This window comes from Streptomyces sp. NPDC026515 (assembly GCF_055567595.1).
Genome location: NZ_JBVHQD010000008.1, coordinates 408335 through 430595, shown reverse-complemented (window position 1 = coordinate 430595; position 22261 = coordinate 408335). Strand labels below are relative to the sequence as shown.

The following is a 22261-nucleotide window of genomic DNA, read 5'->3' as shown; positions in this document are numbered from 1 at the left end:
CGGGATCAGCGGTCGCTTTCGGAGGAGTCCGAGGAGGCGGGGGGCAGGTCCGGCTCGTCGTGGGAGGGGATGACGTAGAAGGGGAACACCAGGCTGCGCGGGTTGTTGGTGCCCCGGATCGCGTAGCGGACGTCGATCATCAGCACGCTCGGGTCGGCCCCGGTGGTCACCTCGACGTCCTCCACCTCGATCCGCGGCTCCCAGCGGTCGAGGCTGGCGTACACCTCGTGCTGGATCCGGCCGGCGGTCTGCTCGTTGACCGGGGCGAAGACCAGGTCGTGGATGGCGCAGCCGAACTCCGGCCGCATCGGGCGTTCGCCCGGGGCCGTGGAGAGGATGAGGCGGATCGCCTCCTCCACCTCCTTCTCGCCGCTGACCAGCGCGATACCGCCGGTGGGCCCGATGCGCAACGGGAACGACCAGCCGGAGCCGACGAACTGCTCTGCCATCAGCTCCGCACCCGCCCCTCCGGGAAGACCTGCGGTCCGCTCATGCCGGGATCACCATCACCGTCAGTCCGCCCATCATCAGGTTGCCCAAAACCGGTACCTCCGGGGCCTGGATCGCCACGGTGGCGAGGGAGCCGATCGCGACGGCGGCGTTGCCGCGCAGCGACAGCGCGGCGTTCGCCATCACGTTCACGGCGGCGGCGTTCACCGAGACCGCGCCGGCGGGCGCCTTGATGTCGACGAGTTCCGCGCTCTGGATGGACAGCGGTCCCCCGCTGCGGAGGCTGAGCGCGCCGCCCGCCTTCAGGGACAGGTTGGCGCCGGCCTCGACCGACACCGATCTGCTGCCCTTGATGGAGACGCTGCCCTTGCTGTCCACGGTGATCTCGGTCTGCTGCCGGTCCAGGAAGACGGTGAGCTTGTCGTCGCCGCTGGCCAGCCGGACGCCCTGTTTGCGGCCCCGCTGGTCGAGCAGGTCCATCCGGTTGCCGACCCGGTCGGAGATCGTGTGCCGGGTGGCCCGGCCGCGCATGCCGTCGTGCAGCGGCACGTCCTTGACCCTGGTCGGCTTGTCCTTGCCGTTGTAGAGGCCGCCGATGACGTACGCGTGGTCGAGGGCGCCCCGGTCGAAGGCGACGAGCACCTCGTCGCCGACGTCCATCGGGAAGACCCCGCCGCCGCGCACCCCGCCCCACTGCATGGTCCGGGTCCAGTCGCTGACGTAGGTGTCGTCCAGCCACGGGAACTTGAGCTTCACCCGCCCCTGCTGGAGCGGATCCTGTACGTCGGTGACCAGGGCCTGCGCCACGCTGAGCTGCCGGTCCGTCCCGGCGTCCGAGGCACCGCCCGAGGCCACGCCGTACAGGGACCGCCACTGCCGGCCGCTGACCGTCACCCAGGTCTCGTAGTGCTTGGCGTCCCCGAAGACGTGCCGTACCGAGGTGACCGTGTACTTCCCCTCGAAGGGGTCCCCGACGTCCGCGAGCGCCACCGGGACCCCCGGCCGCAGCTTCGGATTGCCCCGGACGACCACCTCCACCTCGGCGAACGTCGAGGTGACGTCGTCGGAGAGGGCGTCGGCCGCGAACTTCACCTCGGACTGCTTGTCGTACGGCGTGCGCGTCTCGACCAGCTTCGTGGTCTTGAACTCGCCGGCCGCCGCGCCCGGGGTGGTGCCGATGCTGTAGCTGGTGTTGCTCGCGGGGGTCACGGTCGCCGTGAGCGTCTTCTTCGTCCGTACGTCCCAGCCGCGCGACTCGACCTTGTTCACCTGGTCCGAGGCGGTGACGGCGGTGCGCAGCCGCAGGATGTCGTGCCCGGCCTCCAGCACGAACGGGCTCTTGTCGCCGTCGGTCTGCGGCGACGGCGCCCCGGAGGCGCTCTTCTGCTTCACGAACTGGAACTTGCCGTCCGCGTCCACCGACATGACCATCTCGTTCTCGTCGGCGAGCCGGGCCAGGAAGTCCCAGTCGGTGACGTTCGACTGGCTGATGAACTCGTAGACGGTCTTGGTGGCCTGGATGCGCCCGATCGGCACGCCGTCCTGCGCGGCCAGCTTGCGGGCGATGTCGGAGGCGGTCTGGTTGCGGTACGCGACCACGCGGCGCTGCCGCATCAGCCGGAACCCGTAGTCGTAGCCCCGGACCACCGCGTAACTGCCGGTGCCGTCGTACTCGGCCTCCATCCCGGTGACCTCGCCGGTGAGCAGCGGGTCGCCGGTGCCCTGCCCGTCCGAGACCGGCGTGATCACCACCGGGGTGCCGAACGTGACGCCCAGCTTGCCCAGCAGCTTGCGCGACGGGTCGCGGAAGGTCAGCTGGAAGGCCGCCGGTACCCCGACGCCCTGGTCCACGTGGGCGTCGACGAGATACCGGCCGTACTCCGAGGCGGCGGTCAGTTCCCTGCCGCCGATGACGACCTTGACGACGTTCGAGAAAGCGTGCTTCACCATCAGGACCGCACCTCCTCGGCGGCGGGCAACACCAGTTCCGTCCCCGCGGGCAGCCACCCCGGGTCGTCGATCCCGTTGGCGTCCGCGATCGCCCGCCAGGCGCCCGCGTTGCCGTACTCCCGCCAGGCCAGCGACTGCAGCGAGTCGCCGGCGACGACCCGGTGCACGCGCTGCGCGGTGAGCGCGCCGGACGTCGGGTTCTGGCCCGCGGTCTTGCTCGGGATCTCGTGCAGCTGGAGCCGGCAGCTGGCCCGGATCGGCATCCCGCTCGTCCCGAACAGGGAGTAGGAGACGTCGACGGAGGCGACGTACGCCGTGAAGTGGGCGGTCGAGAACGAACCCCACTGGAACACCACCCAGGGCGGCGACGGCTGCTTGGCGGCGATGCTCTTGCTGGTGACCTCGCAGCAGGCCAGCAACGACTCCACCTTCTTCATCACGTCGTTGCTGTCCGGGTCGTCGGACCGGTCCAGGAAGATCTCCACGCTCATCTCGCGCGGGTGGGTGCCGAGGAACTCCGGGAGCGCGCCGTCCCGTTCGATCGGCGCCGCCGACGACTTCCAGTCCGCCCGGCGGGCGATCGACAGTTCCGCCGGGTTGAACTCGAAGCCGAACGTCTTGATGATGCCGCCCGGGCTGGTGCCGGTGCCCACGGGCGGCTCGTGAATCGCGAGGGTGGCCCGCACGAGGCTCTTGCCGGCGCCCCGGCTGCTCCTGGCCATGATCTGATCTGCCTCTCAGTCCGCTCGGTCGGCGTCGTCGCTCAGTCGGTGAAGCCGTGGTGGGCGATCTCCAGGACCTCGGTGGCCACGGACGGATTGCCCGCGTCCAGGGAGGGCCCCTGCCAGCTCACCGGCAGCACGTCCAGGAGCCCCCACCGGGCCACCTCCGAACCGTCCGCGCGCAACGCCGTGATCTGCCCGGTGGGCCGCTCGATCCCCGTCTGCACGGACGAGATCCACTTGGCGACCTTCGAGGTGTCCGGGGTGAGCGGGCGGGTCAGCCGAATGTGGGAGAACGTGACACGGGTCGGCAGCTGCCACACGAACCCGTTGTTGCCGCCCTCCTGCCGCTGCTCGATCTCCACCTGCGACGACAGCCCCTCGCACCCGTTGAAGTAACCGAGGTCCTCGCCGTCGATGGAGAGGCTGAACCAGACTGTGGTTCCCGGGTCCTGGCGATCCATCGGGGGCCTTTCTGTGGGGTGGGTGCGCGGTCGTCGTGGTCAGGGGCGGAAGTCGCGGAGCTTTCCGACGCGTTCGCGGTCGCGGCGGAGTTCGGTGCGGACGTGCCGGGTGATCCGGTCGATGATCCGGTGCACCAGGGCGTCCACCTGGAACTCGGTGAGGGCACGGGGGTCGAAACCGCCCTCCGCGACCGCCGAGTAACCGGGCGGCGGATCGTCGGAGGACGAGCCGGAACCGGAACCGGGGTACGAGGGTGGCGGGTCGCTGGGCGGCGGCTGCCGCTCGGCCCGGATCACCGGGGCCTTGGGACCGCTGGTGGTGGCCGGCACCTCCTTCACGGTGGTCGTGGGGAGGGCGTCGCGCTGGACGGCACGGGGGGTGAGGGGCGCGACGGGGAGGGCAGCGGTCGCGGAGATCGGCGTGGTCGCTCGCAGGGGTACGGGGTGAGCGGTCGCGGCGGTGCCGGTGCTCGGTCCGACGGGCAGGGAGACGGCGGGAGTCGCCGCTCGCTGCACGACGGGCGGCCGGGGTGCCGAGGCCGGTCCGGCGGCGCCCGTGGGCGGGGGTGGTGACTGCGGCCGGCGCTGGACGGATGCCGGGCGGCCTCCGAGGCCGGGAACGGCCACGGCCGCGGCGGCGGAAGCGGCCGGGGCGGCGGCACGCTGGACGAAAGGGGGATACGGCGAGGAACCCGTCGTCACGGGAGCGGGCGGGGCCGGTGGTGACGGCGGCGTGGCCGGGACGGCGGCCGTGGGCCGGTCGTGCTCGGAGTGCGGCGGTCGCGTCGGCGTCGGCGTCGGCATGGGCGCCGGTGTCGGCAGGCCGGACGCGACGGCCGACGGTCCCCGCAGGGGAGCTTCGGGTACCGGGGGTACCGGGCGGGAGACCGCGGCCGGCCGGTCCACCGGACCGCCCGTCGTCCGCCGCCGCTGCACGGACGGCACCGGAGCCCCGCGACCGGTGCGCCTCGCGGGAGCCGCGCTCGCGGCCGGGCCGGCGACGGGGGCACCGAGGCCGAGGCGGGGAACGCCGGGAGCGGCCGTCGCGGCACGCTGGACGGGGACGGGAGCCGACGGTGACGGTGCTGACGGCGCCGGCGCGGGCCTGCTCGTCGTGGCCGGGCCGACGGCCTCGGTGTCGCCGGTGGAGGGGACAGCGGGCCGCTCCGGCGTCCGTCGCCGCACTGCCACCTCGCCGGCCGTGCCTCCGCCCGTCGAAGCGGCTCCGGCCGGACCGGTGAGGGGGACGCCGAGGCCCGGGCGCGGCGGGCGGGGAGCCGACACCGCAGGCCGGATCGGTGCCGGGGTCGCGGTCGGGAAGGCCCGGTCGGGTTCACGCACCGGCGGGGACGTCGGCGCGGCTGCCGTTTCGGCGGCGGCCGCGTTCTCCGGCGCCCGGCGCTGCACGGACGCCTCGCGGCCACCGCCTTCGGCCGGACCGGCCGAAGGACGCTGACTCCGCGGCACGGCGGGAGGTGCGGTCGCGGCGGCGGCTCCTGGGGTGGAGCCGGTCGCGGGCCGCGGTGCCGAACCCCGCGCCGCGGGACCGCTGTCCGGAGCCGGGGTGTTCGGGGCGGCCGAGCCCGTGACCGTACGGCGCTGCACCGGGGTCCGCGTCCCGGTGCCGGCCATGCCGGAAGGCCCACCGCGGTCCGCGGAGACGGCGGACGGCGTGGGCGTGGGCGGCGGGGACGCGGCAGGGGTACGCCGGGGTGTCGTCGCAGGAGAGCGCGGTGCCGTCCTGGGGGAGTCCGGGGCCGATGCCGTACCACCGCGGAGGGACCGCTGTACGACGGCCGGCGCCGGCGCCGGTGTACGTGCCGGTCGGGAGGCGGCGCCCCCAGGGGTGGGCGATGCGGTGTCCGGGGAGGTACGGCCACCGTCGCGCGGAACCGGCTCCCCGGCGTCGGCGGCTCGCCGTACGCCTCCGCCCGTCGTCGTCCCGCCGCCGGCTCGGTCACCCTCACCCGACGCCGGCACCGCGCTCCCGCTCGCCGGTGTCCTGGGCGCCGACGGCAGTGTCCGGCGTTGTACGGCCGTCACCGCCGTGCCCACCGGCGCCTGCGTCAGCGCGCTGCGGCGAGGCGGGACGGGAGGTGCGGCCGACAGTCGCGGGCCGGTGGCCGGAGCGGGAGCGACGGGAGCCGGCTGCGGCGGCCAGGCCACCGGCACGGCAGGCGGAGCGACGGCCACCCGGGGAACCGCACGCTGGACGGCAGGAACCGCCCGCGGCCCGTCCACGGAGCTCCTCCTGACCGAGGGAGCGGGGGAGGCCGCGGAAACCGGGCCGTCCGCGGAAGCCGACGCGACCGACGAGGCCGGCGGGATCGGCTCGACCGACGAGACCGGCGGGATCGGCGGGGTCGATGAGACCGAGGAGGCCGGGGAAGGCGAGGAGCTCGGGGAAGCCGGGGAAGCCGGGGAAGCCTGGGAAGCCGGGGAAGCCGACGAGGTCGGGGAGACCGACGGTTGGGAGGACATCGGCGGCGCGGCCGGGGTCTGGGCCGGGGAGACCGACGGGGTCACCGGCATCGGCGCGCTCCCCGCGCTCCGTGCCGCTCCCGAACCCGCCGTCCGCGCGGCCGCACCACCACCGCGACGCCCGGTCGACGGCACCCGCTGCACGGCCGTGGCCCGCGGCGCCGCCGAACCCGCCACACCCGCCGGTCCGGTGGGCCCGGCGGCCCTGGCGGACCCGGTCGGGCCGACGGAACCCACCCCGCTCGCGGCCCCGGCCGGACGCGTGGCCGCACCCGCCCCCATCGTCGGAGCGGGGGCGGGGGCGGGGGCGGAAGCCGAAGGCGACCCACCGCCCGCGGCCGGCACCGCCGACGGCGCGCGCACCGCCCGCAGCGGTACCACCGGAACCGACGGTCCACGGCCGCCGGCCGCAGCCGTCGGCCCCACCGCTCCCGCCGGGCCCGCGGAGTCGGCCGGCCCCGACAACGGCAGCCTCTGCACCGGGCGTTCCATGCCTGACACGGCACCCGTGCCCGTCAGCCCCGTGCGGCCGCCGCCGGACAGGGCGGCGCTCGACGCGCCGTCCAGGACGGCGTGCGAGCCCATGCCCATGAACGAGGGGTTCTGCCAGGTCGGCAGCCGGCCGCCGAACCCCGAGTCCGCGACCGGCCCGGCCGCCCTCCCCAGCGCACGCTGGATCGGCGGCAGCCCGGACCAGGCCGCCGCCACCACGGGCCGCGGTGTCTCGACAGGACGCGGCGCCTGGACGGCGGCCTCGGCCCCGGTCTCCGCGGCCCCACGTCCCCGTATCCGTTCCCACAAGCCCACTGCTCAGCCCTCCGCCCCTGCGGAGGCCGCCCTGGTCACCAGGGACGCGATCTCCGCCGTGTAGCGGCGGCGGTCGGCGTGCTCCAGGTCCAGGATGTCCTCCAGGCTCCAGTGGAAGTGGTAGGCGACGTACGCGATCTCCTCGTGCAGCCGGTCGGTCGCGTACGTCACGATTCCCCCAGGCGGCTCCCGCCGAGTTCCACCTCGAAGGGCTCCGAGCAGTGCGGGCAGTTGACCGCGGCCCGGGTGTGGCCCTCCGCGTTGATCTGCCGGTAGAAGTCCTGCAGGAACGCCAGGTCGGAGGCGAACATGTTCTCCACCACCCCGTCGTGGACGAAGGCGAGCGTGCCGAGCCGGGTGATGACCCGGCCGAGCAGCACCACCGACAGGAACGCGGGGTTCTCCTGGACGCGCACGTCCCGCAGCGGGATCAGTTCGTCCCGTGCCGTCGACAGGCGCATCACGCCGTCGCGGTGGACGGTGCCCTGCTCGTCGACGTACCCGCGGGGCAGCTGGAACGGGAACTCCGTGCGCAGCACCTCGACGGGTGTCTCCGGTTGCTGGGACACCTGCTGCTGAGGGGCCTGGGGCGCCGCCTCCTCCGGTGCGAGCGGCGCGCCCACGCCCCCGGCCCTGACAGCCGAACGCCTCATTACTCGATGACCAGTTCTTCGAACGTGATGGTCACCGTCTCGGTCAGCGCGGCCGCCTCGCCCGCCTTGACCGTGCTGGTGTCGATCTTGCTGCACCAGGCGTTGCGCAGGTTGTAGCGCTTCACCGGGTTGTTCTCGAAGTCCATCATGATGATGGAGGCGTTCTTGCGGGCCGTGGCCATCTGACCGTTGATCGACTCGTTGATCCACTGGGTGAACGACGAGGACTGCGTCATACCGCGCACGACCGTGCAGGTGCCGTTCTTCTTCACACCCGGCAGGTTGCGGACGTGGTTCTTCCCGTCCGGCGTGTTCTGCTGGTAGGTGATGACGTCCTGCTCCATCGTCATGCCGCTGACCTCGGCGAGGTACTCGACCATCACGCCGTCGATCTGCAGGCCGAAATTGTGCGATGTGAGGGCGTCACCCGGCTGGAGACTCATGTGTTACTGCCCGTTCTTCTCAAAATGCCTGGGAAACAAGGGGGTTGGGGCCCGGGGGTCCGCTACTCCTGGAGCTCGCCGCTGCCGCTGGAGAACTGCGCGAGGCGGAAGATCACGAACTCGGCGGGCTTGACCGGCGCGATGCCGATCTCGCAGATCACGCGGCCCACGTCGACCGACTCCGGCGGGTTGGTCTCCTCGTCGCACTTGACGTAGTACGCCTCCTCGGGCCGCTGCCCGAACAGTGCGCCGCTGCGCCACTCGTTGACCAGGAACGCGGAGATGTTGCGCCGGATCCGGGCCCAGAGGTTGTGGTCGTTGGGCTCGAAGACCACCCACTGGGTGCCGATCAGGATCGACTCCTCCAGGTAGTTGAAGTACCGGCGGATGTTCAGGTAGCGCCAGGCCGGGTCGGAGGAGAGCGTGCGCGCGCCCCAGATGCGGATGCCACGGCCCGGGAAGGCACGGATGCAGTTGACGCCGATCGGGTTCAGCAGGTCCTGCTCGCCGCGGGTGATCTGGAGCTCCAGGTCGACCGCGCCGCGGATCACCTCGTTCGCCGGGGCCTTGTGGACACCGCGCTCGGCGTCGTTGCGGGCCCAGACGCCGGCCACGTGGCCGGACGGCGGGATCAGCCGGGACTGGCCGGAAGCCGGGTCGAAGGTCTTGATCCAGGGGTAGTACAGGGCCGCGTACTTGGAGTCGTAGCCGGCCGTCTCCTGGCGCCAGACCCGGATCTGGCGGGCGTTGAGGCTGGGCGGCGGGTCGATGATCGCGACCCGGTCGCCCATCAGCTCGCAGTGCGCGATCAGGCCGAGCTGGACGGCCTTGACGGCCTCCAGGTCGATCGCGCCGCGCTGGTAGGCGGCCATCAGGTCGGGCACGGCCACCATGGACACCTCGTCGACGGCCTCCAGGCCGCCGAAGCCGGTGCGGTCGGCGGAGTCGCCGAGATAGGTGGCGGGGCCGGGGTGGGAGCCGGCGTCCGCGACGGGGGACGCGGACGCCGGGGACGGGGTCGGGGCCACGAGGGCCACCGTCTGGTTCTCCGGACGGGCCAGCTGCGCGGCGGGCGCGGCCTCGGTCACGGTGATGAGCTTGGAGCGCTCCTTGACCTGCGTGACGACGTAGTTGCGGCCGCCCTTCTTCGCGGTCACGTCGAAGGACTCGACGGCCTTGCCGCCGTCCTTGACGACGAGCTTGAAGCGCTCGGCGGGACCTTCGCCCTCCGGGTCGGAGACCTCGACGCTCAGGTCGCCCGAGGCCACCGCGCTCACCGTGAAGGTGCCGAGCTGCTTGGCCTCGCCCGGCGGCAGCGCGGCCGGCGCGGCCGAACCGGCCACGGCGGCGGGCGCGTCGACGGCGCCTTCGGCGCCTTCCTTGGTGCCGCCGACACGGACGACGTACGCCGCCGTGCCGCCGTTGTTGAAGAAGCCGTAGACGGAGTGAGCGAGGTAGTACCCGTCGGTGAACTCACCGAAGGACGCGACGTACTGCGTCCAGTTGGTCACCAGCGTCGGCTCGTTCAGCGGACCGGTCGGGGCCAGGCCCACGAAGGCCGCCACCGACGTGCCCACTCCCTCGATGGGGCGCGAGCCGCTGGCCACCTCCTCGACGTAGACGCCGGGTGACAGGTAGGACGGCATGCTCTGCTCTCCTCGGGGTACGAGACAGGAACATTCCCAACCCTCACGCGCGAAGCGCGGCTCACGAAACGTCCTCCGGTGCCTCACCGGGGGCAGTTCCCTTGCCCGCAAGGGCAGTCCGGGCCGCCCCGCGGCCCTTCGGCCGGCAGGTCTGCCCGCGGTCCTGCCCTCCCGGACCTCCCGGTGTCCGGCACCGCTCGGGTACGGAGGGAGAGGCCCTCGGTCTGGGGCCCTGTCGACCGGACGGGAACCGGCTATGCGCACTCAAGCAGAGAACCGCTCCACCGCGGACCGTGACGGCGGCCTCGCCGCGCCCCGGAAGGCCACCGCCCCGCCCCCCTTGGGCGCCCTCCAGCGGTCCGCGGGGAACGCCGCGGTGACCCGGGCGGTCCAGCGGGCCAGGCAGGAGGACGGGACGGAGGGTAGCCAGGACCAGGAGACCGGGCCGGCGCAGCCGCGGACGTCGGTCGCCGACGCGGTCGGCTCGCCCGGCGCGCCGCTGGAGCCCCGCATCCTGCGGCGGGCGGAGAGCGCCTACGGAATGGACTTCGGCCATGTGCGCGTGCACAGCGGCCCGGTGGCCCAGCGGTCGGCCGAGGAACTCGGGGCCCGGGCCTACACCAGCGGGCCGCACATCGTGCTCGGGGGGAACGGCGTCACCGACGAGGTGATGTACGAGGAGGTCGACCACGTCCGCCAGCAGGCCCTGGGCCCGGTGCCCGGAACCGTCAACGGCAGGGGCGAGAAGGTCTCCCACCCGGACGACCCGTTCGAGCGGAGTGCCGGCTCCAACGGCCGCAAGCTGGCCCGGGGCGCCGCGCCCGACCTCGCGCTGCCCGGGTCCTCCGCGTCGCCCGCCGACGCGGTGCAGCGCAGCCCGGAGGAGGACGAATCGGTCCAGCGCGGCCCGGACGAGGGCGTCTTCGTCCAGCGGGTGCCCGGCGACGGACCCACGACGGAAGCCACGGCCGCGTCCGAGACCGCACCCGCGGCCGAGCCCTCTCCCCCGGCCTCGCCGGCGATCACCCCCGCCACTCCCGTCGCCGCGCTCCCGGCCACCGCGCGCCTGGCGCGGCTGATCGTCGGCGGCACCGCCGAGATCCGGAACAAGCAGGTGCGGTCCGTCCTCGACAGACGGGAGCGCAACGGCCCGAAGTTCACGGCCGAGGAACTCCAGATGATCAGGACCGCGGAGGCCGAGGATCCCGGCTGGCTGCGGACGGTCGGCCTGTGCACACACCTGGAGGCCGAGGACTACATCAAGAAGGACGACTTCCACAGCTGGCTGGCGCAGCCCAGGGGCAAGCGCCTGCTCATCGCCACCCTGCGCTGGCAGCAGCACGCCGAGGGCAAGGGGAAGGGCCCGGCCGGCGCCGGCCCCCGGCCGGACTACCAGCTCGGCCGCCACCACGCCATGCGCGACAAGTCCAACCCCGAGGCGGAGCGGGAACAGCTCACCGGGGAGCGCAACGAGCAGATCTTCCGGACCTTCGTCGCCACGCTGCTTCCTCCCGGCATCTCCGACGAGGTGCCGGACGCCGCCGAGCACCGCAAGCGCGTGGAGCGCGGCACCGAGATCCTGACCAAGATCTTCCTGATCCTGAAGGAGGGGCTGCAGGTCTTCAACCCGAAGACCGGTCTCCACGAGGACTTCAAGGACGACGTCGCGCACGCCCTGGCCTACGGCGGCCGCGTCAACATCCGCATCCCGCAGCTGGCCGACGGCCAGCACGGCTACGAGCTCCCCCGGTGGCTCCACATCACCAGGGAGAACCCCAGGTTCTACGAGCCCAACGCGAAGCCCGAGGCCCCGGTGTACAAGCGCACGTACGCCACCCACCACATGGACATCGGCGACAACAAGCCCGGACAGCCCGGCCGCTTCGTGGAGAAGGGCGGACTGGGGGCCACCGCCCAGAACCTCATCGACCCCCACAGCCACCTCTACGGCATGGGGGTGGGCATCGGGGGCACCGGGAACACGGGCTACCACGGCGGGACCATCCTCCCGGACGAGTCGCACGGGCACCTGTTCATGGGGTACAAGCCGCCGACCGGCAAGCGTGACGGCGCACTCCAGGTCGGCATCGAGACCGCCGGGCCGGGCGGCCGGACCCCCGAGGGCTACGAACACAACTGGAAGAGCAGCGAGAAGACCGCCAACCCCTTCAGCAACTTCGGCGGCCACAAGGACGACAAGATCGGCGGCGACGCGCCTCTCAGTGCCAGCCAACGCTATGTCGACCTGCGGCAGTTCGGCGACTGGCTGAAGAAGCTGAAGGATCTGGAAGCCGACTGGAAAAGCGAACTCGCCAAGGCGACGACCGACGAGGAGCGGGCCGCTCTGTACCGGGACCTGATCGGCAAGCGTTCCGGTTCCTAGGCCGCCCGCGCCGCACGCTCCACCGTCCGCAGGGGCAACGGGTGCGGCCCCTGCGGCACCGCGGGTCTGCCCCGCGGTCCGCTGCGCCGGGCTTCGCGCTGCGCATAGCGTCGACGCGTGAGCCTGTGGACTTCCCTGGAACCCGCTTCCGCGACCGTGGACCCCGGGTCCTCCACCCGCGTCCGTCTGCGACTGCGCAACACCGGTGACGTCGTCGACGAGTACCGCTTCGAACCGGTCGGACCCGTCTCGCCCTGGACCACGGTCGAGCCACAGACGCTCCGCCTCTACCCGGGCACCACCGGCACGGTCGAGCTGACCTTCGCCCCGCCCCGCACCTCCGACGCGACGGCCGGACCCAATCCCTACGCGGTCCGCATCACCCCCACCGAACACCCCGAGGCCGTCACCGTCCCCGAGGGCAACCTCACCATCACCCCCTTCACCGAACTGCGTGCCGAACTGGTCCCGCCGACGGTCAAAGGCCGCTTCCGGGGCCGGCCCAAGCTGGCCATCGACAACCTCGGCAACACCACGCTCACCGCCTCCGTGGGCGGGAACGACAACGGCGACCAGCTCGTCTACGACCTCCACCCCAGCAACGTCCAGATCGAACCCGGCCGCGCCGCCTTCATCAAGGCCACGCTCAAGCCCCGGCGGATCATCTGGTTCGGGCCGAAAGAACAGCGGCCGTACCGGCTCACCGTCCAGCGTTCGGGCGTCAATCCACAGCCTGTGGACGGAACGTACATCCAGCGCGGCTTCCTGCCCCGCTGGATCGCCACGCTCTTCGGCACCCTGCTCGCCCTCGCGATCACCTTCGCCCTGATCTGGTTCAACTACAAGCCGCAGGTCAAGAGCCTCGCCGAGGAGCAGATCCAGGAGGCCGGGGTGAGTTCGATCGCGCCCAGCCCCTCGGCCACGCCGACCCCGCCGCCGGCGCCCAGTGTCACGGCCGCCACCCCGCCGGCCGCCCCGGACGCCGGTGACGGCGGCAACGGCGGCGGGGGCGGTGGGGGCGGCGGCGGTGCGACGGCCACCGTGACCGCCAAACCCAAGCAGGACACCGCGGCGACCGCCGTGAACCGCCTCGCCTCCGACGACCCGTCCGGGCGGCACATCTGCTATCGCGCCTTCGTCCAGGGCAACGGCTGGCAAAAGCCCGTCTGCGACGGCACCATGGCCGGCACGGCCGGCAAGAACGTGCCGATCAAGGCCATCAACATCGCGGTGTACGGCGTCCAGGGCTCCGCCGCCAACGCCTTCGTCTACGACCCGCAGTCCACCAGCGGCCAGGGCAAGTGGAAGCCGAACTGGACGGCGATCATCCCCGACGGCAAGGACAACTACATCGGCAGCACGAAGGCTTCCGACCCCTACATCGAGGGCTTCGCCTTCAACGTCGGCAACGGCCAGGGCTGCAACTACGCGAAGGTCCGCGACCACGACTGGGGCGACCAGTGGTGCAAGGGCGCCCGCCCCGACCTCGACTTCGTCGGCACCCTCGACAACACGCTGTGGCTCGAGGCCTTCAAGCTGACGGTGATCCCGTGACGCTGTGGACCTCGCTGGAACCCGCTTCCGCGACCGTGGACCCCGGGTCCTCCACCCGCGTCCGTCTGCGACTGCGCAACACCGGTGACGTCGTCGACGAGTACCGCTTCGAACCGGTCGGACCCGTCTCGCCCTGGACCACGGTCGAGCCACAGACGCTCCGCCTCTACCCGGGCACCACCGGCACGGTCGAGCTGACCTTCGCCCCGCCCCGCACCTCCGACGCGACGGCCGGACCCAATCCCTACGCGGTCCGCATCACCCCCACCGAACACCCCGAGGCCGTCACCGTCCCCGAGGGCAACCTCACCATCACCCCCTTCACCGAACTGCGTGCCGAACTGGTCCCGCCGACGGTCAAAGGCCGCTTCCGGGGCCGGCCCAAGCTGGCCATCGACAACCTCGGCAACACCACGCTCACCGCCTCCGTGGGCGGGAACGACAACGGCGACCAGCTCGTCTACGACCTCCACCCCAGCAACGTCCAGATCGAACCCGGCCGCGCCGCCTTCATCAAGGCCACGCTCAAGCCCCGGCGGATCATCTGGTTCGGGCCGAAAGAACAGCGGCCGTACCGGCTCACCGTCCAGCGTTCGGGCGTCAATCCACAGCCTGTGGACGGAACGTACATCCAGCGCGGCTTCCTGCCCCGCTGGATCGCCACGCTCTTCGGCACCCTGCTCGCCCTCGCGATCACCTTCGCCCTGATCTGGATCGCCTACAAACCGCAGGTCAAGAGCCTCACCCGAGAAGGGGTCCAGGAGGCCGGGGTGAGTTCGATCGCGCCCAGCCCGACGGCCGGCGCGCCCCTGGCCGCCCCGCCGGCGCCCTCGCCGACCCCGGCCGAGCGGCAGCCCGCCGGCAGCGGATCCTCCGACACCCCGGCGGGCGGGGGCGGCGGCCAGGCCCAGCCGTCCCCGAAGGCGACGAAGAAGAAGGTCCCGAAGCCCGTCGTACCGGCGTACAACGTCCTGCTGCGCAACACGACGACCAAGAAGTGCGTGGACGTCCCCGGCTACGACAAGGGGACCAGCAACGGCCCGGTGCGGGAGTACACCTGCAACGAGACGACCGCGGACAATCAGCTGTGGAACCTGGAGGTGCGGTACTCGAAGGACGGCCCCGGCTCGGCCGCGCTCTTCCAGATGCGCAACGTGAAGGACCAGCTCTGCATGGACCTGCCCGCCTACGGTTCGGCACGGCTGTCCGCACCGATCACCGAGTACAAGTGCGACGGCACCAAGGCCGACAACCAGCTCTGGTGGATCGACAAGCAGCCCAGCGGCGCCTACTGGATCCGCAACTTCGCCAGCGACAACCTCTGCCTGGACGTGGCCGGCTACAGCACCGGCGGCAACGACACCAACCTGACCCTGTACCACTGCTCGAACACCGACGACCAGGAATGGCAGATCGTGCACCCGTCGGGAGAGTGACGGAACCCGGTCACCAGGTGCCCGGGACCAGGCGGCCTGCCTTGCGGTATTCGCGGCGGGCGCCCTCCAGGAGGTTCGCCGCGGACACCGGCTCGCCGGATCCGGCGGCCAGGTAGGCGGCGGTGACCACCGCGCTGCGGATGGCGCCGCCGGCCAGCTCGAAGTCACGGGCCAGCGGGGTGAGGTCGATGTCCGGGTCGCTCGGTACGTGCACCAGCCCGTGGCGCCACAGCGCCAGCCGCTGCTCCTCCTCCGGGAACGGGAAGTCGATCACCAGGTCCAGGCGGCGGGTGAAGGCCTCGTCGATGTTGGCGCGCAGGTTCGTGGTGAGCAGCGCGATGCCGTCGAAGGCCTCCAGGCGCTGGAGGAGGTAGGCCGACTCCAGGTTGGCGTACCGGTCGTGGGCGTCCTTGACCTCGGAGCGCTTGCCGAAGACGGCGTCCGCCTCGTCGAAGAGCAGTACGGCGTCGGTGCGGTCGGCCTCGGTGAAGATGCGCTCCAGGTTCTTCTCGGTCTCGCCGACGTACTTGTCGACGACCGAGGAGAGCTGCACGACGTAGAGGTCGAGGCCGAGTTCGGCGGCCACCACCTCCGCCGACAGGGTCTTGCCGGTGCCCGAGTCGCCGGCGAACAGCCCGAGGACGCCACGGCCCCGGCCGCCGCCCGCGCTCAGCCGCCAGTCGCCGAGCACCCGGTCGCGATGGCGGGCGCGCAGGGCCAGTTCGCGCAGCTCGGTGAGCGGGCGTTCGGGCAGCACCAGGTCCCGCCAGTCGACTGCGGGCCGGATCCGGCGGGCGTGCTGTTCGAGCCCGGACGCCGACTGCTGGCGGGCGGCCAGCCGCAGGTGGCCGGCGGCAAGCGGCGTGCCGTCGAAGGCGGCCAGCGCCTTTGCCGCCCGGGCCGCGCGGGCGAGCCGGTCGCCGCCCAGGTGGTACGGGGCGACGGTGGCCGCCAGGTCGAAGCCGGAGGGTTCGGGGAGTACGGCGGCCCAGGCGTCCGCGGCCACGGCGCGCCGGGAGGGCACCTCCAGGACCAGGGGGTCGCGGTCGTCGCACCACTGCGGGTCGTAGGGGTGCGGGGTGGTGATCAGCACGGTGACGTCGGTGACATCGTGCAGCTCCGTGACGAGCGCCCGGGGCTGGGCCGCGTCCACGAGGACCGCCAGGCCGCCGAGGCGGGCCTCCCGGAGCAGCTCCGGGACATGCCCCTCGGGGCCGGTGTAGTGCAGGGCGGCCAGGCCGGCCAGCCGCAGCGCGGCCGCAGCGCAGCCGAGGCCCTCGCCCTCGCGGCGCTCCCGCAGGTACCCGAAGAACGGCCCGGCGGCGATCCGCCCGGCCAGCCGCCGTACGAACTCCTCGTCCTCCTCGGCGCCGGACCGGCTGTCGTACGACGGCGCGCGCAGGTGCCCCGCCAGCGCCGGGTCCGGGGTGTCGTCGCCGAGGAGGTGCGACAGGACCCGGTCGGGGACGCGCAACGAACGGCTGAGGAAGGGGCGTTCGGGCTCCTCGACGGTGAGCAGGCCGAGCGCGGGGAGCGGGGCGGCGGGGTGGAAGCGGGCGCGCGCCTCGGCGAGGTGGGCGGGGACACCGAACAGGTCGAGGGCGAGGGCGACGGTGGCGCGACGGCGGCCGACGTCGTCGTTGAGGTAGCCGTACAGCGGCTCGAAGGACCGGTCCAGGTCCGGGGCGAGCGCGATGAGCAGGATCGCGGTGTCGAGGGGGGTGAGCCGGAGACGGGTGGCGAGTTCGGCCAGCCGGTCGCCGAAGTCCGCCGCCAGGGCGGGCATTTCGGGGGTCGTCGCCGGGTGCAGGAAGTGCCGTACCGCCTCCTCGGAGAGGTAGAGGCCGCGCAGCGGGTCGGTGGCCGTCGGGTCGCCGGCCGACCGGTGGTCGACGAGGGCGGCGGCCCGGTCCCGCAGCTCCGCCAGCCGGGCGAGCAGGGGGACGGCCGGCGACAGGGAGACGTCCAGGGTCACGCCCGGGTCCTCCGCGCGGCCTTGGCCTCGGCGATCTGGCCGGGCCGGTGGGCCCGCTCCTCCAGGACCGGTGCGTCCTCCTCCAGTCCGCCGCGTACGCGGACGGCGGCGCCCTCGGTGACCGGCGGGCCGGCGTCGTACTCGGGGTAGGCCGGGAAGGGTGCCGTGATGACGACGTCCAGGGACGGTTTGAGCTCACCGCCGAGCGCGGACCAGATCTCGGCCAGGGAGCGGGCCTCGGTCTGGATACCGGCCACCGACAGCTGCACGGTCAGTCCCAGCGCCGCCAGCGACCGCGGCAGTTCGTCCGGATGGATCAGCTCTCTCGGGATCAGGGTCGCCAGCACGGCGCTGATCAGCCGGTGTTCGTCCTCGGGCCGCTTGGTCCACGCCGTCACCAGGTACGACAGCCGGAACCAGCGGGGCGGCTGCCGGCGCTTGACGACGACGTCCCGGTCGTCCCGGACGTCGATGTGGCCGCGCTGACGCCGTTTCACGTCCTCGCGGATGTCGTACAGATAGCTGTTGATCACCGGGCCGTTGCGGCGGGCCGCCCAGTCGCGGGTCGGGGCGTCGAAGGAGACGTCGATGCCGGAACCCTCCAGCGCGCCGCCGGTCAGCAGAGTCCGCAGCACCTGGTCCACCTCGTGGATCACGCCTTACTCACCACCCCATGGACCTGTCCGCACTCGTCTCCATCCTGCCCTCCGCCCGCGTCGCACCCGCAGGAACGGCCGGGCAGACCGCGCTGCCCGGGAACCGGTGCGTGCTGCCCGTTCGGTCAGATGTAGCCTTCCCGGAGGGCATGGGCCACGGCGTGTGCCCGGTTGCGCAGGTGCAGCCGGGTCGTCAGCCCGTGCATGACGTTCTTGACGGTGCGCTCGGAGTAGGACAGCTTGCTGGCGATCTCACCGGTGTCGAGCCCCTCGGCGACCAGCCGCAGTACGTCCACCTCGCGGGCGGACAGCCCGGAGGCCGGGGTGCCCGGACGGCCCGCGGCGTTACGGTGCAGGGTGCCGACCTGGCTGATCAGCCGGCCGAGCAGGTCGGCCGGAAGGTCGCCGTCGCCCCGGGCGGACGCGAGCACGGCCTGCACGAGCCGCAGTTCGGTGGCCTCGTGGCGCCAGACGATGGCGCCGACCCCGCACTCGATCACATCGAGCAGTTCGGTCTCGCGCAGGGCCCCGACCACGAGCACGGCCCGCGCCCCCTCGCTGCGCACGACGCGGCGCAGCCGGGTCAGTTCCGGTTCGTCGAGGCTGTCGCTGATGAGCAGGGCGACCGTGCCGGGGCCGGTCTCGGACTCCTCACGCAACTCGATCTCCGGGTGCCGGCGCAGCTGGCTGAGCGCGCCCTCGCGGGAGATCGGGTCCGGTGCGTACACCGCGACGGGTGTGCGGGGGACCGACGCTAATGAGCTGTTGCTGACCAACCGCTTCCCCAATGTCCACGTGCTCGTCACCCCTGAGGGAACGGTGACGGGCGGGAGTACCCAGCCTGATGGGACCAAAGGGGCAACGACAATCGTGGACGACCACGAGATGGACCACGAGATGTGGCGGACGCCGGGCCGTGGTGCCCCGCGGGCCGGCGGGGGTTGTTCGCGCGGTTCCCCGCGCCCCCAAGAAGGGGAACCGCGCGACCAGCCACGACGCACCCGCAGCGAACCACGGACCCGAGCACCCCGAATTGTGCCGACCCCGCAACAAAACCGCCGGTCGTCACAGTTCCCCACAACCTCTCCCGCCGCGGCCCCCTCTAATCCCCCGGACGGGCCCGAAACCACCAGCGCACCACGAGGAGCCAGGAATGATGCATTCGTCCCCTGAACTCGTCGACGCCATGAACCTGTTGACCGAGGAAGCGGCGCGCACGCTGACCGGCGCCGGCCGCCTCGTACTCCTGCGGGGCGCCACCGGGACCGGCCGTACCACCGTCCTGGAGGCCGTGGCCGAACAGGCACCCGCCCTCGGGCTCAGAACGCTTCGCGCCCGCTGCTCGCCCGCCGACACCTGCATCTCCTTCGCGACCGTCCTGCAACTCCTCGGCCCGGTGCCGGAGTTCGCCGACCTCGCGGTGGACGGCGACGAGCGGGCGACCGCCGCCGGACTGTGGCGGGTGCTGCGCGCCTACGCCGACAACTCGCCGCTGCTCGTGGTGGTGGACGACGTGCACCTCGCGGACGCGGCCTCGCACCGCTGGCTCGTGGAGTCCGCCCGCCACATCGACCGCTTACCGATCCTCCTCGTCGTCGGCGAGCGCAGCCAGTACGACCTCGACCCGCCCACCCCCGGCTTCGCCCACACCCTCCCCCCGGCGCTCGTCCGTACCCGCACCCTCGCTCCCCTCACCCCGGAGGCCGCGGCCGGCCGGGTGCGCGACGCCTTCCCCGGCGCGGACCGGGCCTGGGTGGAGGACTGCGTACGGGCCGCCGCCGGCAGTCCGCTGCTCCTGCGCGCCCTGCTGGACGACCTCCGCGGGGCCCGGCACCCGGCGGTGCCCACCGCCACCGCGGCGCTGTACCCGGGCGCGTTCCCGGCCGCCGTCCGCTGGTGGCTGGACAGTGCGGGACCGGCCACCACCGAGGTGGCCCGCGCCCTCGCCGTACTGGAGGAGAACACCGGCGCCGCCCTGCCGGACGTCGACCTCACCCCGCTGCTCGCCGAGCTGACCGGCGCCGACCCCACGCGGGTGGCCGGCTGGCTCACCGCCATGACCAACCTCGGGCTGCTCACCCCCGGCCCGGACAGCCGTCCGCGCTATCCGCACCCGTTGCTGCGCGACGCGGTCCTCGCCGGTGTCCCCGCGGCCCGCCGCCGGGCCGTGCACCGGGCGATCGCCGAGGCGATGCTCCGCCAGGACGCCCCCGCCGAGGCCGTGGCCCGGCAGCTGCTCCCGACCGGCCCGGTGACCGCCCCCTGGGCGGTGTCCCTGCTCCAGGACGCGGCCGCGCTCGCCCTCCTCGACGGCCGGGCCGAGGACGCGGTCGGCTATCTGCGCCGGGCCCTGGAGGAACCCCTCTCCGACGACCGCCGGCAGCGCCTGCTGACCGAGCTCGGCTCGCTGGAGTACGCGGCGCCCCGCTCCTCCGCGGCGATCCCCCGGCTCGCCGAGGCGGTCCGGCTGCCCGCCGCCCCGCAGGACCGGGTGCGCGCGGCCGTCGCCCTCGGCACCGCGCTGACCGGCCGGGGCCGCACCCGCAAGGCCGTCGAGGTACTGCGGTCCGTGGACGGCGAACTGAACGACCACCCCGACCTGGTGCGCACCCTGCACACGGCCACCGTCCTCCTGTCCGACCAGGACCAGGAGGTACGGCAGGAGGTCTACCGCCGGCTGTCGGAGACCGCCGAGCACTCCCCGGAGCTGGTCGGGCCGGCCGGGCAGGCACTGCTGGTGCGGCACGCGGCCTCCGCGGGCCTCACCTCGGCCCGGGACGCGATGCGGCGGCTGCGCGCCCTGCTCGCCGAACCCACCGACCCGCTCACCGAACCGTTCCTGGTCGGCACGGCGGCCACGGTCGCCCAGTGGGCCGACGAACTCGACGAGGCCGACCGGCTGGTGGACCGCGGCCTCGCGGGACAGCGCCCCGATCTGCTGCACCCCATGCACCAGGCCCTGCTGCACAGCCGTTCGGACATCGCGGCGGCCCGCGCCGACTACACGCACCCGCCTGCGGTGCCCGAGTCGGTCACGCCCGGCAACGCCCACGCGCACACCCTGGTCGCGCTGGTGGAGACCGGCCGTACCGCGCGGGCCGAGAGCCTGGTCGCGGGACTCGACCTGCGGGAGGCTGCGGACTCCTGGGAGCTGAACCGGTTCCTCTACGCGCGGGGAGTGGTGCGGGCCGCCGCCGGTGATCCGGCGGCGGCACTGCACGACTTCCTGGAATGCGGCCGCCGCCAGTCCGCCCGTGAGGTGACCAGCCCGGTGGTCACCCCCTGGCGGACGGCCGCCGCCGAGTGCCGGCTGGCGCTCGGCCGCCCCCTCGAAGCCATCGCCCTGGCCGAGGAGGAGCTGCGGCTGGCCCGGGTCTGGGGCACCCCGCGCACGGTGGGCCGGGCCCTGCGCGTGCTCGGTGGCGCGACCGGCGGCCGCCGGGGTCTGGAACTCACCGAGGAGGCCGTCGGGTTGCTGAGCGGCGCCGGCTCCGCCGGTACGGAACCGGCGCGCGCCCTGCTCGCCCTGGGCCGCCAGCTGACCGCCGCCGGCGAGGCCGTCCGGGCCCGCGACTGCCTGCGGGAGGCCGTCGCGCACGCCGAACGGCTCGGTGCCGTACGGCTGGTGGAACTGGCCGAGGACATGCTGCGGAAAGGCGGCGCCCGCTCCCCCAGACGACGTACGGGCGCCGCCTCCCTGACCGGCAGCGAGCGCCGGATCGCCGAGCTCGCCGCCGAGGGCCGCACCAACGTGGAGATCGCGGCCCTGCTCCATCTGGCACGCCGCACCGTGGAGACCCATCTCACCCACACCTACAGGAAACTGGGCATCCGCCGGCGGGCCGAGCTGCGCCCGGCCCTGGATCAGGGCGCACCCCGCCAGTAGGGGTCCAGGGCGTCCAGGGCGCGGTCCTGGTCGCCGGTGAGCCAGTCCCGCACGTGCGGGGCGCGGGCGGTGTCCAGCATCCACCGCACGACCGTGCCGTACGCCGGATGACCGGGGGTCCGGCCGTCCCCCAGCCACTCCAGGCAACTGGACACCAGGTTGCGGTAGTTGGTGCGGGCCGCGTTGTCGTGCTCCAGGTCGGTGCCGTAACCGGGGCCCTGCTGCCGGGCCAGTTCCACCCACGGTTCGAGCACCCGCAGCGCGATCTCCGGACCCCCGCTGCGCAGCGCGCCCAGCACCATCGCGAACCGGTAGGACCCCTCGGTGAGATGCGGCTGCTCCCGCATCGCCCCGCGCAACTGCCGGTCGGTGTGAGCGAGGACGCCCTGCGCGGCGCGCGTGCCGCCGTCCATCAGATGGTCCTCGAAGCTCCAGGCCAGCAGGTGGAGGCGGACCAGCAGGCCGAGGTACTCGTCGCCGTCCCGCTCCGCCTCCGCGAGCAGCGCGTCCAGTTCGGCGCGCCGCGCCCCGTGCTCCCAGGGCCACGCGAGCCTCGGGTACGTCTCCTCACCGCACGTCTCGCACCAGCGCGGGATGCCGGTGCGCGGCACCGGGAAGTACCCGCCCTCCCCGCAGTCCGGGTCCAGGCACTGCCAGCCCTCGGCCAGTGCGCCCGGCGGTGGCTGGTAACCGTCCTTGGTCGGTGGCAGCTGCTCTCCGGCGAAGAGTCTGCGCAGCAGTCCCATGGCAGGTGC

General features: G+C 73.2%; 18 protein-coding genes. 5 read left to right on the top strand and 13 right to left on the bottom strand.

All coding sequences use genetic code 11. The features are described 5' to 3' along the window. Window positions 1-5: 5 nt before the first annotated feature. The 5 genes from ACZ4O3_RS19590 to ACZ4O3_RS19570 are packed head-to-tail and all read right to left on the bottom strand — an operon-like array spanning window position 6 to window position 4390. Window positions 6-449: a GPW/gp25 family protein gene (locus ACZ4O3_RS19590; RefSeq protein WP_362723998.1), complete on the bottom strand. Its 444-nt coding sequence runs from the start codon at window positions 447-449 to the stop codon at window positions 6-8. A gap of 40 nt (window positions 450-489) precedes the next feature. After that, window positions 490-2400, bottom strand: coding sequence for a VgrG-related protein (locus ACZ4O3_RS19585; RefSeq protein ID WP_362724001.1), 1911 nt, complete (start codon window positions 2398-2400; stop codon window positions 490-492). Continuing rightward, the gene (locus ACZ4O3_RS19580; protein ID WP_362724003.1) at window positions 2400-3122 is read right to left on the bottom strand and encodes a CIS tube protein; all 723 of its coding nucleotides are present in this window, start codon (window positions 3120-3122) and stop codon (window positions 2400-2402) included. The genes ACZ4O3_RS19585 and ACZ4O3_RS19580 overlap by 1 nt, the downstream gene beginning before the upstream one ends. 41 nt (window positions 3123-3163) lie before the next feature. Then, on the bottom strand, window positions 3164-3586 hold the full coding sequence (locus ACZ4O3_RS19575; RefSeq protein WP_093500599.1) for a phage tail protein: 423 nt from the start codon (window positions 3584-3586) through the stop codon (window positions 3164-3166). A gap of 39 nt (window positions 3587-3625) precedes the next feature. After that, a complete protein-coding gene (locus tag ACZ4O3_RS19570) occupies window positions 3626-4390 on the bottom strand; it encodes a hypothetical protein (protein ID WP_467723199.1) in 765 nt (254 codons plus the stop codon). 1315 nt (window positions 4391-5705) lie between these two features. Between ACZ4O3_RS19570 and ACZ4O3_RS19565 the strand changes: the two genes are divergently transcribed. Continuing rightward, window positions 5706-6938, top strand: a complete 1233-nt coding sequence (locus ACZ4O3_RS19565) for a hypothetical protein (RefSeq protein ID WP_467723198.1) — start codon at window positions 5706-5708, stop codon at window positions 6936-6938. Here the strand turns inward: ACZ4O3_RS19565 and ACZ4O3_RS19560 are convergent. The 4 genes from ACZ4O3_RS19560 to ACZ4O3_RS19545 all read right to left on the bottom strand — a co-directional run bounded on the left by ACZ4O3_RS19560 (window position 6878) and on the right by ACZ4O3_RS19545 (window position 9616). After that, the gene (locus ACZ4O3_RS19560) at window positions 6878-7045 is read right to left on the bottom strand and encodes a DUF6760 family protein (RefSeq protein WP_351316879.1); all 168 of its coding nucleotides are present in this window, start codon (window positions 7043-7045) and stop codon (window positions 6878-6880) included. The two genes, ACZ4O3_RS19565 and ACZ4O3_RS19560, sit on opposite strands and share 61 nt — an antisense overlap. Next, complete coding sequence (locus ACZ4O3_RS19555) at window positions 7042-7527, bottom strand: hypothetical protein (RefSeq protein ID WP_362729649.1); 486 nt, start codon at window positions 7525-7527, stop codon at window positions 7042-7044. Before ACZ4O3_RS19555 ends, ACZ4O3_RS19560 begins: the two co-directional genes overlap by 4 nt. Further along, entirely contained in the window at window positions 7527-7970 is a 444-nt protein-coding gene (locus tag ACZ4O3_RS19550) for a phage tail protein (protein WP_189262970.1), read from the bottom strand. Before ACZ4O3_RS19550 ends, ACZ4O3_RS19555 begins: the two co-directional genes overlap by 1 nt. 62 nt (window positions 7971-8032) lie before the next feature. Next, window positions 8033-9616, bottom strand: a complete 1584-nt coding sequence (locus ACZ4O3_RS19545) for a phage tail sheath subtilisin-like domain-containing protein (RefSeq protein WP_467723196.1) — start codon at window positions 9614-9616, stop codon at window positions 8033-8035. A 256-nt stretch (window positions 9617-9872) separates the two neighbouring features. On the opposite strand from ACZ4O3_RS19545, the gene ACZ4O3_RS19540 reads away from it, so the two are divergent. The 3 genes from ACZ4O3_RS19540 to ACZ4O3_RS19530 all read left to right on the top strand — a co-directional run bounded on the left by ACZ4O3_RS19540 (window position 9873) and on the right by ACZ4O3_RS19530 (window position 14989). Continuing rightward, window positions 9873-11999 carry an eCIS core domain-containing protein gene (locus tag ACZ4O3_RS19540; protein WP_467723194.1) on the top strand — a complete coding sequence of 709 codons (2127 nt, stop codon included), beginning with the start codon at window positions 9873-9875 and terminating at the stop codon, window positions 11997-11999. A 117-nt stretch (window positions 12000-12116) separates the two neighbouring features. Continuing rightward, the gene (locus ACZ4O3_RS19535; protein ID WP_362724833.1) at window positions 12117-13553 is read left to right on the top strand and encodes a hydrolase; all 1437 of its coding nucleotides are present in this window, start codon (window positions 12117-12119) and stop codon (window positions 13551-13553) included. Continuing rightward, entirely contained in the window at window positions 13550-14989 is a 1440-nt protein-coding gene (locus ACZ4O3_RS19530; protein WP_467723192.1) for an RICIN domain-containing protein, read from the top strand. Before ACZ4O3_RS19535 ends, ACZ4O3_RS19530 begins: the two co-directional genes overlap by 4 nt. 10 nt (window positions 14990-14999) lie before the next feature. Here the strand turns inward: ACZ4O3_RS19530 and ACZ4O3_RS19525 are convergent, their stop codons facing one another. From ACZ4O3_RS19525 to ACZ4O3_RS19515, 3 genes are all read right to left on the bottom strand, one after another. Beyond that, window positions 15000-16964, bottom strand: a complete 1965-nt coding sequence (locus tag ACZ4O3_RS19525) for an ATP-binding protein (RefSeq protein WP_467723190.1) — start codon at window positions 16962-16964, stop codon at window positions 15000-15002. Continuing rightward, window positions 16961-17620 (bottom strand): Pvc16 family protein, encoded by a 660-nt coding sequence (locus ACZ4O3_RS19520; RefSeq protein WP_362729956.1) that lies wholly within the window; start codon window positions 17618-17620, stop codon window positions 16961-16963. Before ACZ4O3_RS19520 ends, ACZ4O3_RS19525 begins: the two co-directional genes overlap by 4 nt. Window positions 17621-17745: 125 nt before the next feature. Continuing rightward, complete coding sequence (locus ACZ4O3_RS19515; protein ID WP_362729959.1) at window positions 17746-18408, bottom strand: helix-turn-helix transcriptional regulator; 663 nt, start codon at window positions 18406-18408, stop codon at window positions 17746-17748. A gap of 365 nt (window positions 18409-18773) precedes the next feature. Here ACZ4O3_RS19515 and ACZ4O3_RS19510 point away from each other — a divergent pair, with 365 nt between their 5' ends. Continuing rightward, window positions 18774-21506 carry a LuxR C-terminal-related transcriptional regulator gene (locus tag ACZ4O3_RS19510; RefSeq protein ID WP_467723188.1) on the top strand — a complete coding sequence of 911 codons (2733 nt, stop codon included), beginning with the start codon at window positions 18774-18776 and terminating at the stop codon, window positions 21504-21506. Here ACZ4O3_RS19510 and ACZ4O3_RS19505 read toward each other — a convergent pair. Next, window positions 21485-22252 carry a hypothetical protein gene (locus tag ACZ4O3_RS19505; protein WP_467723187.1) on the bottom strand — a complete coding sequence of 256 codons (768 nt, stop codon included), beginning with the start codon at window positions 22250-22252 and terminating at the stop codon, window positions 21485-21487. The two genes, ACZ4O3_RS19510 and ACZ4O3_RS19505, sit on opposite strands and share 22 nt — an antisense overlap. Between the last annotated feature and the right edge of the window lie 9 nt (window positions 22253-22261).

Bases quoted from the DNA above. Each gene is read 5' to 3' on its own strand.
- ACZ4O3_RS19550 (WP_189262970.1), bottom strand. From the start codon at position 7,970: ATGAGTCTCCAGCCGGGTGACGCCCTCACATCGCACAATTTCGGCCTG.
- ACZ4O3_RS19505 (WP_467723187.1), bottom strand. From the start codon at position 22,252: ATGGGACTGCTGCGCAGACTCTTCGCCGGAGAGCAGCTGCCACCGACC.
- ACZ4O3_RS19570 (WP_467723199.1), bottom strand. From the start codon at position 4,390: ATGCCGACGCCGACGCCGACGCGACCGCCGCACTCCGAGCACGACCGG.
- ACZ4O3_RS19555 (WP_362729649.1), bottom strand. From the start codon at position 7,527: ATGAGGCGTTCGGCTGTCAGGGCCGGGGGCGTGGGCGCGCCGCTCGCA.
- ACZ4O3_RS19590 (WP_362723998.1), bottom strand. From the start codon at position 449: ATGGCAGAGCAGTTCGTCGGCTCCGGCTGGTCGTTCCCGTTGCGCATC.
- ACZ4O3_RS19540 (WP_467723194.1), top strand. From the start codon at position 9,873: ATGCGCACTCAAGCAGAGAACCGCTCCACCGCGGACCGTGACGGCGGC.
- ACZ4O3_RS19545 (WP_467723196.1), bottom strand. From the start codon at position 9,616: ATGCCGTCCTACCTGTCACCCGGCGTCTACGTCGAGGAGGTGGCCAGC.
- ACZ4O3_RS19575 (WP_093500599.1), bottom strand. From the start codon at position 3,586: ATGGATCGCCAGGACCCGGGAACCACAGTCTGGTTCAGCCTCTCCATC.
- ACZ4O3_RS19510 (WP_467723188.1), top strand. From the start codon at position 18,774: ATGATGCATTCGTCCCCTGAACTCGTCGACGCCATGAACCTGTTGACC.
- ACZ4O3_RS19585 (WP_362724001.1), bottom strand. From the start codon at position 2,400: ATGGTGAAGCACGCTTTCTCGAACGTCGTCAAGGTCGTCATCGGCGGC.
- ACZ4O3_RS19580 (WP_362724003.1), bottom strand. From the start codon at position 3,122: ATGGCCAGGAGCAGCCGGGGCGCCGGCAAGAGCCTCGTGCGGGCCACC.